The organism is Streptomyces sp. NPDC054786 (assembly GCF_053611685.1).
In genome coordinates this window covers 1-14,842 of sequence record NZ_JBSHAW010000086.1, presented here as the reverse complement: position 1 = coordinate 14,842, position 14,842 = coordinate 1, and the positions used below count along the sequence as shown (strand labels likewise).

Annotated in this window: 13 protein-coding genes; 5 read left to right on the top strand and 8 right to left on the bottom strand. The window is 70.0% G+C overall.

The annotated features are described in order from the left end of the window. Window positions 1-263: 263 nt before the first annotated feature. The 8 genes from pulA to ACWGI6_RS37790 all read right to left on the bottom strand — a co-directional run bounded on the left by pulA (window position 264) and on the right by ACWGI6_RS37790 (window position 11,829). Window positions 264-2,933, bottom strand: a complete 2,670-nt coding sequence (gene pulA, locus ACWGI6_RS37825) for a pullulanase-type alpha-1,6-glucosidase (RefSeq protein WP_453271715.1) — start codon at window positions 2,931-2,933, stop codon at window positions 264-266. A 107-nt stretch (window positions 2,934-3,040) separates the two neighbouring features. Continuing rightward, the gene (locus tag ACWGI6_RS37820; protein ID WP_453271716.1) at window positions 3,041-4,387 is read right to left on the bottom strand and encodes an alpha-amylase; all 1,347 of its coding nucleotides are present in this window, start codon (window positions 4,385-4,387) and stop codon (window positions 3,041-3,043) included. Window positions 4,388-4,890: 503 nt separating this feature from the next. Next, window positions 4,891-5,709 carry a DUF6801 domain-containing protein gene (locus ACWGI6_RS37815; protein WP_453271714.1) on the bottom strand — a complete coding sequence of 273 codons (819 nt, stop codon included), beginning with the start codon at window positions 5,707-5,709 and terminating at the stop codon, window positions 4,891-4,893. A 35-nt stretch (window positions 5,710-5,744) separates the two neighbouring features. Further along, a complete protein-coding gene (locus ACWGI6_RS37810) occupies window positions 5,745-8,681 on the bottom strand; it encodes a trypsin-like peptidase domain-containing protein (RefSeq protein WP_453271713.1) in 2,937 nt (978 codons plus the stop codon). Then, window positions 8,678-8,983 carry a trypco2 family protein gene (locus ACWGI6_RS37805; RefSeq protein WP_453271712.1) on the bottom strand — a complete coding sequence of 102 codons (306 nt, stop codon included), beginning with the start codon at window positions 8,981-8,983 and terminating at the stop codon, window positions 8,678-8,680. Before ACWGI6_RS37805 ends, ACWGI6_RS37810 begins: the two co-directional genes overlap by 4 nt. Before the next feature lie 312 nt (window positions 8,984-9,295). After that, entirely contained in the window at window positions 9,296-9,865 is a 570-nt protein-coding gene (locus ACWGI6_RS37800) for a WbqC family protein (protein ID WP_453271711.1), read from the bottom strand. Window positions 9,866-10,042: 177 nt separating this feature from the next. Further along, a complete protein-coding gene (locus ACWGI6_RS37795; RefSeq protein ID WP_453271710.1) occupies window positions 10,043-10,711 on the bottom strand; it encodes a YdcF family protein in 669 nt (222 codons plus the stop codon). Beyond that, window positions 10,708-11,829 (bottom strand): helix-turn-helix domain-containing protein, encoded by a 1,122-nt coding sequence (locus ACWGI6_RS37790; RefSeq protein ID WP_453271709.1) that lies wholly within the window; start codon window positions 11,827-11,829, stop codon window positions 10,708-10,710. Before ACWGI6_RS37790 ends, ACWGI6_RS37795 begins: the two co-directional genes overlap by 4 nt. Window positions 11,830-12,036: 207 nt before the next feature. Here ACWGI6_RS37790 and ACWGI6_RS37785 point away from each other — a divergent pair, with 207 nt between their 5' ends. The 5 genes from ACWGI6_RS37785 to ACWGI6_RS37765 are packed head-to-tail and all read left to right on the top strand — an operon-like array spanning window position 12,037 to window position 14,774. Beyond that, complete coding sequence (locus tag ACWGI6_RS37785; protein WP_453271708.1) at window positions 12,037-12,426, top strand: hypothetical protein; 390 nt, start codon at window positions 12,037-12,039, stop codon at window positions 12,424-12,426. Window positions 12,427-12,478: 52 nt separating this feature from the next. Beyond that, a complete protein-coding gene (locus ACWGI6_RS37780) occupies window positions 12,479-12,844 on the top strand; it encodes an ATP-binding protein (RefSeq protein WP_453271707.1) in 366 nt (121 codons plus the stop codon). Continuing rightward, window positions 12,838-13,053 carry a hypothetical protein gene (locus ACWGI6_RS37775; RefSeq protein WP_453271706.1) on the top strand — a complete coding sequence of 72 codons (216 nt, stop codon included), beginning with the start codon at window positions 12,838-12,840 and terminating at the stop codon, window positions 13,051-13,053. Before ACWGI6_RS37780 ends, ACWGI6_RS37775 begins: the two co-directional genes overlap by 7 nt. A 52-nt stretch (window positions 13,054-13,105) precedes the next feature. Next, window positions 13,106-14,227: an adenosylhomocysteinase gene (locus ACWGI6_RS37770; RefSeq protein ID WP_453271705.1), complete on the top strand. Its 1,122-nt coding sequence runs from the start codon at window positions 13,106-13,108 to the stop codon at window positions 14,225-14,227. Window positions 14,228-14,231: 4 nt separating this feature from the next. Then, window positions 14,232-14,774, top strand: a complete 543-nt coding sequence (locus ACWGI6_RS37765; RefSeq protein ID WP_453271704.1) for an NUDIX hydrolase — start codon at window positions 14,232-14,234, stop codon at window positions 14,772-14,774. The last annotated feature ends 68 nt before the right edge of the window (window positions 14,775-14,842 follow it).

Below are 14,842 nucleotides of genomic sequence, written 5' to 3'. Positions count from 1 at the left end.
CCACCAACCTCTTCCCATCCCCCAACGGGAGGGGACGGGCCGGAGCGGGTGGGTGTCCGGACGTAAAGCGCAGCAGTCCGGACACCCACCCGCGCAGGCCCGTCACCGCACCCCGACAGCCCCGCGCAGCGGACCCCGCCCGCCGCCAGGCGCAACGGCGACAAACCCCCACGGCGGGAAAGCCGACAACGTGGGACGACAGAATCACCCGGCCGGTACGCCGTCACCCTTCTCGAAAAGCGGCTGGGAGCCTGAGCCGGGTCTCAGCCCCGGCGGAAGACCGCGACGGTGCGGGCCGGGACGGTGAAGGTGCCCGAGGAGCGTGCGTAGGACGCGGTCGCGGTGGTCCGGTCCGCGCCGTGGGCCTGGACGGGGTGCAAGGCGTAGGGCTCGCCCGCGAGGGCGCGGACGGTCTGGTGCCGGGGGTCCGGGGTGGCGTTGAGGACGACGACGAGGTTGCCGAGCCGCATCGTGATCACGCCGGGGGTCTCGTCCTTCCCGGACAGCGGGAAGGAGAGCGCCTTCTGTACGGCGGCGGTGGTGGACAGGCCGAAGGCCGGTTCGGTGGCGTGGATACGGAGCAGGTCGCGGTAGGCGGCGGAGGTGTGGTGGATCGCGTCGCAGCCGGGGCGGAGCGCGGGGTCGGCCAGCAGGGGCTTGGCGTAGGGCCACTTGTCCTTGTTGTCGGCGGCCGGGGGCAGTCCGCGGCCGAAGCCGTTGCCGTCGGCGCAGTTCCAGTGCAGGGCGTTGAACCAGTCGCCACTGTCGAAGGAGTTGCGGTCCAGGGACTTGGAGCGCAGCAGGTCGGAGCCCGCCTGGGAGAGCGCCGGTCCCTGGGAGAGGGCGGCGGTGGCCAGCGCGAGCACCTGCATACGGGAGCGGTCGGCGGCGCCGGTGCGCTGCGGGAGTTTGTAGGCGAGGGCGTCGTAGAGCGTTTCGTTGTCGTGGGCGTCGGCGTAGGCAAGGGCGTCACCGGGGGCGGCGGCGTAGCCGGCCGGGGCGCCGTTGTAGTCGACGCCGGAGCCCTTGACCCGGTGGCCGGTGGTGTCGGTGAAGGTGTAGCCGGCGAGGTTGCCGGTGAGGCCGACCTTGATGAGGTCCTGGTAGTGGAGGAGCCGGGCGCGTTGTTCGGCCGGAGTCCCGTTCTCCTTCGAGGAGTTGGGGTCGGTGTACAGGCCCGAGGCGAATCCCTGGATGCGGGGGTCGCCGTCGAAGGGGCTGCCGCCGCGTACCGCGTCCCGGGCCCGGTCGCTGAAGGTCGCGATGCCGGTCCCGGCCATGTTCTGCTGGGTGGCCTGGACGAAGCGGGCGTCGTTCCCTGCCTCGCCGAAGTTCCAGCCCTCGCCGTAGAGGACGACCGCCTTGCCGTCCACCCCGTCCTTGCGCGGCGTCAGCGCGTCCAGCGCCTTGCGGACGGCGAGGATATTGGCCTTGGGGTGGTGGCCCATGAGGTCGAAGCGGAAGCCGTCGACCTTGTACTCCTTGGCCCAGGTGACGACGGAGTCGACGACGAGCTTGCCCATCATGGTGTGTTCGGGGGCGGTGCCCGAACAGCAGGTGGAGGTGGCGACGCTGCCGTCGTCCATGAGGCGCTGGTAGTAGCCGGGGACGATGCGGTCCAGGACGGAGTGCGGGTCCTGGCCGCTCGCAGCGGTGTGGTTGTAGACGACGTCCATGACGGTGCGCAGCCCGGCGCCGTTGAGGCCCTGGACCATGCGGCGGAACTCGACGGTGCGGGCCGCTCCGCTCCGCTTCACTCCGCCCTTGCTCGGTGATGCACCTTCGGAAGCGGAGCCGGGGTCGGAGGCGTAGGACCCTTCCGGGACGGTGTAGTGGAGCGGGTCGTAGCCCCAGTTGTAGGCGTCGCGGGCGGCCGTCTTGCCCGTGCACTCCTGCTGACCGTCGGAGTCGGGGGCGTACGAGGCCAGGTCGCAGCCGGGACGGGCCTGGTCGGCGCGCCGCTCGGGTGCGGTGGCGAAGTCGAAGGCCGGCAGCAGATGGACGTAGGACGTGCCGGACCGGGCGAGCGAGGCCAGGTGCCGCATGCCGTCCGAGTGCCGGTCGGTGAAGGCGAGGTAGCTCCCGGGGTGGCGGGAGGTGCGGTCCTCGACGGAGAAGTCGCGGATCTGCAGCTCCTGGATGCGGGCGCGGCGCAGCGGCACCGCGGCGGGCTTCGTCAGCCGTGACCAGCCGGCCGGGGCGAGCTTCGGGTCGTCGAGGTCGGTGACCAGGCTGCGGGCCGAGTCCGCGGTCAGGGCGGTGGAGTAGGGGTCGGTGACCTTGTTGGTGACGGTCTTGCCGACGGTGGGCGCCCAGACGGTGACGCGGTAGCGGTACGGCTTTCCGGCCCAGTCGCGCGCGCCCTGGACGCGCCAGATGCCGGTGCTGTCGTCACGCCGCATCGGGACCGTACGGCCGTCGAGTTCGAGGGCGACGGTACGGGCGGTGGGCGCCCAGACGGAGAGGGTGGGGCGGCCGTGGTGGAAGACCGGGCCGAGTGCGGCATGCCGGGCACGGGCACCGTAGAGGTCGTCCAGGACGCCGGGTATCTGTACGCCGGTGGTGGTGCGCCCTCCGTCGGCGGTGCGCTGGGTGGCGAGGAGTCCGCCGCGCAGGGCGGCGGGAGCCAGGCCCCGGTCGCGGGGGTCGACGGTGAAGGCCGGGTAGCCCGTCAGATGCGGATAGGCGAGGCGTTCGGACGGGCTGAGGCTGCCGGGCCTGAGCCGGATGCGCTTGCCGTGTGTCCCGAACTCCAGCTGGGACGCGGTGTGTTCCGCGCCCTTCCAGACGACGGTGTCCCGGTCGATCCACTGAGCCCGGGCGTCGGCCGGGCCGGGCGCCGGGGCGGCGGTCGCGGCGGATGCGGCGGGAAGGGCGGCGGCGCACAGGACCATGGCCACGGCGGCGACGGTACGGCGGAGGGGGCCGTTCACGAAGAGGCTCCTTCGGAGGTCGTACGGGTGGTGGGGATACGGGGCGCGCGGGCATGCGCGCCCCGTGTGCGGAGCGGCGGGCAGCAGACGTCCAGCCCGCGGCCGGGTCAGGAGCAGCCCGTGCGTGCCCCCGTGTGCAGGGCCAGTGCGGTGTTCGGGCCCAGCGTCGCGGTGAAGCGGCCCGAGCCGTCCACCGTCACCGCCCGGCCGCTCTGCACGTCGCAGTAGCCACCGGCCGGCAGCGAGGTCTGGAAGGTGCGGCTGAGCGCGGTGGTCTCATGGTTGATCACCACGAAGCCGTTGGCGCCGCGGCCGAAGGCGATGGCGTCGGCGCCGTTGTCCCACCAGTGGGTGACGGCTCCGCCGCGGACGGCGTTGCGGAAGGCGACCATGCTCGCGATCTCGGGCCACTTGTGCTGGCACTTCCAGCCGTCCTGCCAGCAGGCGTTCACCTTCCCCCCGTTGGGCGGCCCGGCGTCCCGGTCGGTGAACTCGTAGCCCGAGTGGACGTCCGGTGAGCCGTAGGGCCAGGCCAGCATGAAGACATGGGCCAGCGTGTAGTCGGCGCCGTCCTGGTAGCTGAGGGTGTCGCCGCCGCGCTCGGTGTCGTGATTGTCGACGAAGACGGCGGCCTCGGCGCTCGGCAGGTACCCCCAGCCCTCGCCGTAGTTCTTCAGATACGCGAGGTTCTCGTCGTGGAACACCCGCTTGAGGTCGCGGGCATAGCGGAATTCCTGTACGTCACCGGTTGCCTGGTACTCGGCCGGGGAGACGGCCTCGCCCGCGCCGTAGATGGCTTCCTGCTTCCAGTAGACCTGCGGATCGCTCAGCCTGCTCTTGATGTCGGCGAGGTCGTCGGCCGGGATGTGCTTGGCGGCGTCGATGCGGAAACCGTCGACGCCCAGGGACAGCAGATCGTTGAGGTAGGCGGCGATCCGGCCGCGGACGTACGGTTCGCCCGTGTCGAGGTCGGCGAGGCCGACGAGTTCGCAGTGCTGCACGTTCCAGCGGTCGGCGTAGTTCGAGACGGGGGCCGTGCAGTCGTCGAAGTCGAAGACCGAGTAGGTGCCCGGGTAGTCGTACTTGGTGTACGAGGATCCGCCCGTGCCCGTGCCGGCACCGGACGTCATGTGATTGATGACGGTGTCGGTGACGACCTTGACCCCCGCGCCATGGCAGGCGGCCACCATGTCCGCAAAGGCCGTACGGTCGCCGAGCCGTCCGGCGATCTGGTAGCTGACCGGCTGGTACGAGGTCCACCACTGCGCGCCCTGGATGTGTTCCTGGGGCGGCGACACCTGGACGTAGCCGTAACCGGCGGGCCCCAGGGTGTTGCGGCATTCCGCGGCGACCGAGTCGTAGCGCCACTCGAAGAGGACGGCGGTGACGTCCTTGGCGCCGGGCGGTGCGGCAGCCGCCGGCTGTGGCGCCAGGAAGGCCGCCGCGCCCGCCATGACGGCAAGTGCGGCAGCCGCGGGTCTGCGCGCGGCGCTTCTGATCCGGTGGAGCACGGTTCCTCCTGAGGGGGTGGAGTGACCTTGCTCGGCAACGCGCCGTGCCCGGAAGGCCGTTGAACGGCACCGGTGGGGGGACGGCGCCCATGCTGATGACGTTCTAGCCGCCGCAATCCGTTGTTGCAAGACCTTACGCAAGACATTGCAAGGGTGTTACGTTCCCTGACGAGCCCCGGTCCGGCCGGTCGGAGGCCCGCCCTCGCGCGGGTCCTACGCGCCCGGTCGGTCGGACCGGCGCCGGCCGGCCCTTGCGGGCCGGCCGCAGCGGCCGCTTGGTGCCGCCGGGCCGCATGCGCCCGGCGCGCGGTGGGCCGACGCCACCCGCCACGTCAGGCGCATACCCGTGAGGTGACGGCGCGCCAGGGCCCCCCGGCCTGCGTGCGCGGAAGCGAGCCGGCGGGGAGAGGCAGGATCCCGACGCCGGGATCCGCGACTCGGCCTCCTCAGCCGTTGTCGGCGGCGCGGCGGCGGCTCTTCAGCCACAAGCCGAAGCAGAAGGCGACGATGCCCGCGGCAAGAATGCCGATGGTCGGCAGAATCAGGTCTCTGGTGTCCTGGCCGGTGGCCGCGATGGCACCCGCCGCCTTACCGTGGGCCGCGGATGACGCCCCCTCGGACGTGGCACCGGAGGCCGTCGTGCCCGAGGTGCCGGACGTGGTCGAGCCGGTCGTCGCCCCGGTCCCGGTCCCCGTGATCTCGAAGGACCCCACGACGTTCTTCTGCCCGGCATCCAGCCTGCACCGCACGTCGGCCTCGCCCAGAACCTCGCCGCTCGCCTTCTTTCCGACGACGTGCAGGGCGATGTCGCCGGCGGTGATCCGCCCGTGGCCCGGCCGGCTGAAACGGAGAGCGGGCGCGGCGCCGGTCGCCGTGACGTCAAAGGAACCGGATGCCGGGATGCTGGTCCTGGTGATGCCGAGGGGCACCCTGACCAAGCTGTCACCTTGCGGCGCGGACACGCCGATCTTCGCGGCCACCGTGCCCTGAACGGTCTTCACACCGATCAGGCCGAGTTTCGCCGTGAGGTCCGCGTCCACCGTCGTCCGCGCACCGATGGCGAATTTCCGGCTGGATTCGCCGACCGGGACCGCCTCCGGAATATTCGCGTCGATCTTCACCGTGAAGGGCTGGTTTTTGATCACCGGGACTTTGCATGTGTACTTCAGTGTGCGCGAAGTCGGTTGTGCGGCCGCGATTCCGGCTCCGGAAACTCCCACGATTCCGACGGCGACCCCTAAGGCCGTCACCACCCCAAGGGCCATCCTCGCCCTTGGCCTTCCCATCCTGCGCCTGGCAGTCATCTGACACCCCCGTGAGTTGTTCTGCTGTGTGTCTCATCGGTACGCGACTGGCGGGTGTTACCGGAATCAAGACGCCTTTCCGGTCGCGCACGGTTCCCGGGATGTTCCGGGTCCGCCTTTCCCGGCGCGCTCGATCGCTGAGAGAGATGGTGCGCCTGGGAAACCTGGGTCAGGTGGTCTTGGAGTCGAGCGTGGCGGAATTGGTAGACCGCGCCGGCCTGGCGCAACACACCTCGCTGGTGAGCGTCGTCCAGGAAAGCGATCACTGCCCAGGGCAGCCGGCCGGTAAGCGGCAGCCACATTCGCGAGAGGGCCACCCACTGGCCCCAAGCGGTGAAACTCAGCCCGTACCCGAGCCCGCCCCCGAACGCCGCCTCGGTCCCGAACAGGAGCCCGGCCAGGAGCCCGCGGACCGGGCCGGGCACGAGCCCGCCGACAGGCTCGGACACGAACCCGAGGCCGAGCCCGGCCGGGAGCCCGATCACGAGCATCCACACGAGCATATGGAAGACCACGTTCTTGCGGTTGGTGCTCAACAGGTCCGCGGCGCTGACCGCGGAGCTGAGGTCAATGGGAGCTTCCAGCCAGGCCATGATGCCGAGCACGAGCCCGGCCCCGAGCCCGACCTCGAGCGGGAACAGGAGCGCGCCCACGGGCCCGCCGTCCACTCCGTCGTCGAACCCCAGCGGAGCGACCACGCACCTGTCCACGAGCACCAGCACGAGCGCGACCGGGAGCCCGAAGCCGAGCCCCAGCAGGAACCTGGGGACGACCTTGGCACGCCTCTGCCTGGTCGCGCCGAAGATCTGTATGCGTACGCGCGACGGCTCACGTGGCGCGCCCCCGGACACGAACCCGTACACGCATCCGAAGACCAGCCCGACGACGAGCCCGTGCAGGAGCCCGACCAGGAGCCCCCGGCCGAGCGCGAACCCGAGCCCCTGCTCGGTCGCGACCAGGTCCACGGGCAGGTTTCCGATGCCGGTCGTCACCCCGAAGGCCAGTGCGGCCAGGAACCCGACCACGAGCATGCGCGAAGAACGGCGCATGGTGGTGCCCAGTTCCCACCAGGCCAGGTCGCGGGTGTCGAGCTCATGCAGGTGCGCGGCGAGGTAGCCGAGATAGCGCTGGGCACGTTCGGGGTGCCGGCGACGGCGATGGCTGGTGCCGCGGCCGGTCGGTGTGGGGTCGTAGACGGCGGGGAGGAAGGCTGCCAGGAGATGGTCCTGCAGGGCTTCGGGGGAGGCGAACTTCTCGGTGTCCAGAAGATCTGCGGGCTTGTGCCCGGCCGTGCTTCTTTTGTAGACCGTGCGGGCCAGGCCGACCATCAGTGGGGTGGCGAGCACCTTGGCGACGTTCGCCGCGCCCGGACTGCGCGGCTCCTCGCGCAGCCGGCCCAGGACCGGTTCCCACGCGGAACTGTCCTCGCCGCTGTCCCTGACCGGTCGGCTGCCCCGGTGCAGGTAGTCGGCGTAGTCGTCCACGGTGAGGTCTTCCAGCTCAATGACGGCGGCTTCGGTGAGCACGCCGTTCTCCTCCACGGCCCGGCTGTACTCCGTGGGGCGGCTGGTGAGCAGCAGCGGCGTGGTGGTGCGGTTGAGCGCTCGCAGCGCCGCACCGTGCAGGCCGCTTGCGATCTCGTCGAAGCCGTCGAGAACAGGAAGGATTCTCTCCTCGTCGAGCAGGAGACCGGCCAGATTTCCTCCGTTCCCGGCGGGAGCTGCCAGGAAGGGGTAGTCGCGCACCAGTTGGCTGCACAGCCAGTCATCGAGTGAGGTGGTGGCCGGATCCCAGGAACCCAGACCGAAGATCACCGGTACCCGGTCGCCGGCGGCACGGGCCCTCAGCCGGTCGAGGACGAAGCGCAGGGTCAGGATCGTCTTGCCGGACCCGGCCTCACCCAGCACCACCAGCCGACGGGACGGAATGGACTCGTACACCCCCACGATCCGGTCGAGCTGACCGTCCAGCGGGAGGGGCGCCGAGTGCGTCCCGGGCGGGAGTTGGCGGATATTGGCCCAGTGATCGAACACATTCCGGCCGGTGCACCCGAAGCGCACGGCGAGCGGGAACGGGTCCCCGACGCGCCGCCACTGCCCCTCGCGATGCCATTGCTCGTACACATCGCGGGCGAGTTTCCTGGCCGACTCCTGAGCCTCCGGCTCCGGCGTTTCCGGCGGCCGCGGAGGCGACGGGAGCGGGAGCTGCGTGAGTTGGTCGGCATCGGCCGGCAGGCCGATCAGCTCGTTGAGTGCGTTGATCCGGTCCGGAGCGAGGCGGTACCAGCGTTTCACCTGGCTTGCCTCGAACCTGCCGAGCCCGTCGAGGCAGTGATGCTTGCTGACCACCCCGATCACATACCCGCCGCTCAACACCGCGGCCCCCGACATCCCCTCCCACGGGGAACCGTCCGGATCGTGCTCAGGAGGCTCCACGGAGATCTCCAGGCTGCCCGCGCGCAGATGCGACAACGGCGTGGTCGTGCCGCGCGCGTGGTGAGAATCCCGGTACCACCTGGGGTCGCCACGGTCCGTCGACGCAGGATCGGGGCGCAGCCTGAACCGTGGAAATCCCAGCGCTTCGCATGCCACGGGCTGCGTGATCCCGGCGAACCGCACCGGCGAGATCTCGGCGGCGCACAATGCGCCGGCGTCCGCGTCCCGCGCGATCTTGAGCACCGCGATATCCATGGCCTCGTCCGCCCAGACCGGCTCGCCGGGTAACTCCGTGGTGTCGCCGTCCTCGGTGAAGAAACGCAGCTGCACTGACACCGCGTCACTCACCACATGCGCGGCGGTGAGCACCATCTGACCACTCACCCGGTAGCCCGACCCGCGCCGCCCCGAGCCTGCCCGCAGTGTGGTGACGACCTGGACCACTCGGCGCAGGTCAAGCCCGTCGGGTTCGGACACCCTGCTGTCGGCGGGGTTCATTGCTCGTTTTTACCAGCGGTTCCGGAGACGAACGGCCGGTTGCCCGACCGGGTGAGGGTCGGCTTCAGGGCCAGTGTGATGCGCTGGGTCGAGGTGGCGCCCGCCGTCGCGTCGGCACCGGACTCCACCACCCAGAACCGAACCTTCGCCCCCGCGTGCCCGGTTCGCTCCAGAGCGACCGAGACCTCCAGTTCGATCGTCCCCAACTCGAAGCGCAGCGTCGCATCCTCCGCAGCGACGACCGCCTGCTCCAATTCCTCCCGCAGATCCCTGATCACACTGGCCAGCTCGATTTTTTTCACTCCACTCCCCTTCACCCCGAGCCCACCACCGGTCACCGTTCGGTTACCGAGGACTTTAGTCCCGCGATGTGGGCACTGGCTGCCCATCACCACGAAACCCCTTGGAATCCGCCATCCAGAGGTCCGGTTCGGCTCGGACCACTTTGCCGACCGGGCCCCGGTCGACGACCTGCCGGCGAGCGGCGAGCGCGGCCACGAGAACCAGCCCACGACCGCCTTCGGCGTCGGAGGCGCGGAGGCGAGCGCGCCAGGTTCCGGCGGGCGCTTCTCCGTACGGGTGTCGGCGATCTCGATGCGCAGGGTGCCGTCCCCTCACAGCAGTGGCTCAGGCGTCTCGCCGACGCGATCCGGGCCGGAGGCAACGGCCCGCAGGCAGTCGGCTAGGGCGGGCGGGCCCAGACGCATCAGGTTCCGGAGCGCACTGACCTCGTGGCCTGTCTGCCACATGCCGGTGGGAGGGGTCCGGAAGGCCGTGACGGTGATGCCGTCGGCGGTGAAGAGGGCCGGCTGGAGGTATCGCCTGCCGCCGGGCCCGCACAAATGGGTCCTGGCGCCAACGGCTGCGGACAGGTCGACGAGCCGCTGGGAACGTCCCGGGCGGGCCGGGAGTCCGCTGCTTCGCAGGGTCTGTCCCGTCCAGCCGAGCAGGTTCAGCGTGACTCGGGTGGATGCCTCAGTGACCGCTGCCGTCCGGACACTGGCGGCGAAGGCGTCGAGGACGGGGCCCAGGGCTGCTGGAAAACGGGCCAATGGGGGCTGGTCCCATGGTGCTGCTGGAGCACGCGGACGGTCCGCTGCCGGGACCGGGCGGACTCGGCCGTCACCGTGTCCCTGATCGGTGTCTGACGGCCCCTGGGCAGATGGGTGGGGATAGCGAGCCACCGACAGTCCTACGGGACATCCAGGGCGGCGAGACGGTTCGGTGCTGGTAGTCGCGGCGGGTGAACTGGACGTCGTCCAGGACGACCCAGCACCGCCGCGAACAGCTTGGCCAGCGTGCTCAGCCGGGGAAAAAGGTTGGGCTGGTGGATGGCACACGGCCCGCCCGGCGGCGGCAATTCAGACCGTGAGGAGGCGGCTGTCGAAGCCGTCTTCGAGGAGGGATTCGTAGGCGGCATGCACGTCCTCCGGGACGTCCTGCTCGATGGCGAAGTCGAGCTTCGGATACTCGATCACCCGCTGCAAGTCCCCGACGAGTTGATCGGTGACGAGTTTCTCGTCGCCGATCGTCTTGAGATAGTCGTCGAACTCCAGGGGCGCCGAGGCGCAGGTCACCTCGACCTCGGGCCAGACCTTGCGGGCGGTGGCGAACGCGCGTCGCTCCATATAGGGCATGGAGACCAGCAGCACGCTCGTGACGCCGATGCCCGCTGCTGCCAGGACATCGCGGGAGAAAGTGATGTTCTGACCGGTGTTGCGCGCGTTGGGCTCCAGCAGAATCGCTTTTGCGTGGACGCCGAGAGTGAGCGCGTGCTCGCGGAAGTGCACCGCCTCGCCCCGGGGGAAGCGTTCGGGGGCGGTGGGGTTGGGTCCACCGGAGAAGACGAGGGTGGGGAACAGCCCGGCGCGATAAAGCTCGGCACAGAACGCGGGGACGCCGAGGTCGTGGCTGCCCAGTCCGATCGCTGCATCGGCCGGCCGGGCCTCGTGGTGCATCTGGTGGTAGTCCCAGATCAGCTTTGCCCGCTGTCGCTGGCCTTCGGTGATTACCCGCTGGTTGTCCGTCACTCGCCTGTCTCCCTGGTCACCGTCGCCGGGGGAACTGGGGCCCCCTCGCTCGTCGTCCGGATGCCCTCGATGCTGCGGAGCTGGTGGCTCAGGCTGAACTTGGCGGCCAGCTTCGCGGCGTCGTCGAGCACATGAAGCCCATCATCCCGGGTGGCCGGGTCGGACAGCAGGATGTGACCGTGAGCGGTGTCCAGACGCACCCGCTGCATCGGTGAGTCGATCACGCCGGTGCTACGGGCGATGTCGATGAAGTGCAGCGCGGCGCCCAGATCGTCGACGCCGCGGTGGGCGAGGGCGAGTTTTTGGTGGGCGACGGACCAGTCGTCGGGCTCGGACAGGTCCTCGAACTCGCGGGTCGCAGCCATCATGACGCGGGCCGCATAGTGGTGGTTGCCGTCCTTGCTCAGCGCGGTCCCCACCCACAGCCGGGCCCTGGCCCGGTCGCGGCGGGAGAGCCGATCGTCCACGGCCAGGGATTCGTAGTGGTGGGCGGCTACATGGAGGTTGCCGGACATCTCGGCGACCACGGCCAGCGACAGGTCGAGCTGGGCGACGCGGCGCGGGATGTCGAGCTGGATGAAGACCGAGCGGGCTCCGGCATAGGAGTGCTGGGCTGACAGCGGCCCGCGCAGGGCACCCTGGTCGCGCTGGAGGTCACCGAGTAGGGCAGTGGACCGGGCGAGCAGATACAGGCCCTTGTCGTCCAGCTCCGACGGCGTGAAGCGGTTCAGCCAGCGGGCCAGCAGGTTGTCGGCGAACGCGAAGTTCTGGTGGCTTAAGGCGACCACGACCCGGTCCAGGTCGTCGGTCCACGATTCGAATTCCCAGGTTCTCGGGCCGGACACGGCCATTCGCCGCCCCCGTCCAGTTGCGGGGCAGCCGGCTTCGGACAGCAGTGTCTCGAACCGCAGATGCACTGCGGCATCCGCACGGGCGAGCGCGGTGTCCAAGATGGCTTGGGTGTCCGGGCGGGGCTCGGTGGCAGCCAGGAGCTGGTCCCACTTGGCGACGGTCCGGGCTGCTACCCCGAGGTGCTCGGCGAAGCCGCGGACGCTCATCCGCAGCGCGAGGCGCAGGGCATGGGCCTCCTGCCCGGTCCAGTGGTGCACGGTCGCCACGCCTCACTCCCTTCCGCACAGCATCGAAGCACGCTCACGCGGGCGGGAGTACGCAAGTGCAACGGAAGTACAACAGCGGGTCATTTCCCTGAGGTTCGAGCAGGGCCACTCTCGAAGAGCGGCCCGGATCCTGTCGGGCCACGCCTTCCGCCCCTTTTGATCCATTGGACGGACACGTATATGGAACCCCTCACGGAGCATCGTCCGGTGAACGGCCCGATCGTCTACGGCTTCCTCCGGCTTCCCAAAAGCTCCGCCGCCCGGCAGACGGCCCTGGCCGGAGCCCTGGCGGAATACAGCCGCAGCCACGAACTGGTGCTGGGGGCGATCTTCATCGAGCGCGGCAACACCACAAGCGCCTCCAGTGCGGCATTCACGGGGCTGCTGGATGTGCTCGATCTGCCAGATGTCTATGGAGCGGTGCTGCCTTCCGCCTCCCACCTGGGGCACCGGCCGATAGCCGAGCGGCGGCGGAGGATTACCGGTTCCGGCGTGCGGCTGATGCTCGTCCGCGGCAACAGGACGACCCGTCGGCCGCCAGAGCGCTCCCGCCGCCGCAATCCCAGCTCTGCCCCTGCCCTGGACGCCGAGACATGAGGCTCGCCATGCCCGACCCCATCAAGAAATTCTTCGCCCCTGTCCCGAATCCGTGAGCCAGGCCCGCGACTTCGTCCTTCGCACCCTGGCAGCCTGGGACCTGGAGGGACGGGCCGATGACGTTCGCCTCTGTGTCTCCGAGCTGGCCACCAACGCCCTGGCACATGGCACACGCTGCGGCCAGGGCTTCCAGGTCACGGTGAACGCCGAGGACGGCACCGTCCATGTCGAGGTCCACGACTCCAGCCCTCGCCGGCCGCGGCCCCGTCGCCCCACCAACGACGACGTATCCGGCCGCGGCCTGCACATCGTCGCCGTGCTCTCCGATGACTGGGGGGTCGAAGATCGCGGAGTGACGGGCAAGTTCGTCTGGTCACGCTTCAAGACCACCCCGGCCATCCAGGAGGCACCATGCTGACCGCCTGCACCCCGCTGGCCGCCGCAGGCCCCGGCCTGCCGACCGCCCTGGGCGCCTGGACCTGGCTCGGCCTCGACCACAGGCAGGCCGTCATCGTGGTCGGCCTGGACCCGCTGCCGCGAAGCGCCGACCACACCCGCGTCGATGCCTACCTCGATGCCGGCCTCGTCTCCGGACGCCTCCTGCTCGGCCTCGCCCGCCCTGCCTGAACATCCCCAGCCACCCATGCACTGCCCTGACTCCCGACGAGAGGGAACGGCCATGGAAACTTTCGAACGTGCCCGATTGGACGCCTACTTCGCCAAGATTGCCGCGCAATTCGCCCCCACCGACCAGGTCACCTCGCTCCTGGTGACCCACTTACTTCCCGAGCGGCCCGGCTTCGTCCGCGCGGTCGCCACGCTGAGCCGGCTGCGGGCAGTACTGCCCAAACCGAAGTCCATCGCACCCGCCGCCCAGCGCGAGGTCGAACAAACCATCCCGGTCGATACGCTCTCCCGTGAGCTGTTCGCCGATCCCGACGCCGCGCTGGACTACTTCGAGTCCCGCGCCGCGGGCGAGCCCGTCGTGCTGCTGGACGTCGGCGGATACTTCGCTCCCGCCCTCGCCGAGCTGCACAGCCGCTTCTCCGGGCAGATCCTCGGAGTGATCGAGGACACCGAGAACGGCCACCGCCGCTACGAGGACCTCGACAAACTTCCCTGCCCGGTCATCTCAGTCGCCCGATCGCCGCTCAAGGACCCCGAGGACTTCCTGGTCGGCCAGTCCGTGGTCTTCTCCACCGAGGCCGTCATGCGCGGTCGCGGCGACATTCTCCACGGCCGCCCCGCCCTGGTGATCGGTTTCGGCAAACTCGGCAGCTCCATCGCCCGTCTCCTGCACGCCAAGGGAGTCCAGGTCACCGTCCACGACATCGACCCGGTCCGCCGCACCCAGGCCCTGTCCCAGGGCTTCACGGTCGCCCGCGACCGGGAGGACGCGCTGAAGGGCGCCGGCCTGGTGCTCTGCGCGACTGGCGCGATCTCGTTGCACGGCGAGGACTTCAGCCACCTGCGCAACGGCGCATACGTCGCCACCGTCACTTCCAGCGAGGACGAACTGGAGCTCAACAGCCTGCCGGACGTCTACACCCGCACCATGGTCGGCGACTACGTCACCCGCTACCAGACCACCGGCCACTACTTCTATCTGGCGAACCGCGGCAACGCCGTCAACTTCCTCCACGGCGCCGGCGTTGGACCGTTCATCTTCCTGGTCCAGGCCGAGATCCTCGCCGGGATCAGGATGCTCACCCGCACGGACCTCGCCCCCGGCATGCACGAGGCCAACGCGGATGACCGCGCCGCCATCGCGGCGACCTGGCTCTCCTACTTCAACAGGTGATCACTTGCCCATCACAGAAGCCCACATCCGCACCACCCTGACCGCCTACCTCGACGAGCGCCCCGGAGAGAAGCCCGACCTCGCCCCCGCGCTCAGCCTCCTGGACGCCGGAGCCAACCTCGCCTCCCGCAGCGAGTTCAGCGGCCACGCGACCGCCGGCGCGATCCTCGCCGGTCCTGACAGACGCATCCTGCACATCCACCACCTCGCCACCGGCAAGTGGCTGCTGCCAGGCGGCCACCTCGAACCGCAGGACAACACACTCCTGCAGGCCGCCGGCCGCGAGCTGACCGAGGAGACCGGCATCCCCGCCCACGTGATCACACCGCACGGCGAAGCCCCGCTCCACATCGACGTCCACCCCATCGACGCCAACCCCGCCAAGGACGAACCCGCCCACCAGCACTTCGATTTCCGCTTCCTCTTCGGCACCACCGCCGACATCGGAGAGCTCCAGACCGAAGAGGTGTCCGACGCCGCCTGGCGCGAGATCGACAGCATCAGCGACGAAAGCCTCCGCCGGCGGATCATCCAGGCTCTTCGCTGACGCCCCAAAGCGGCGCGTCGGCCGGGCTCTTCGCCCCGGTGATCAACACCGTGCCCTCGGCATCCCAG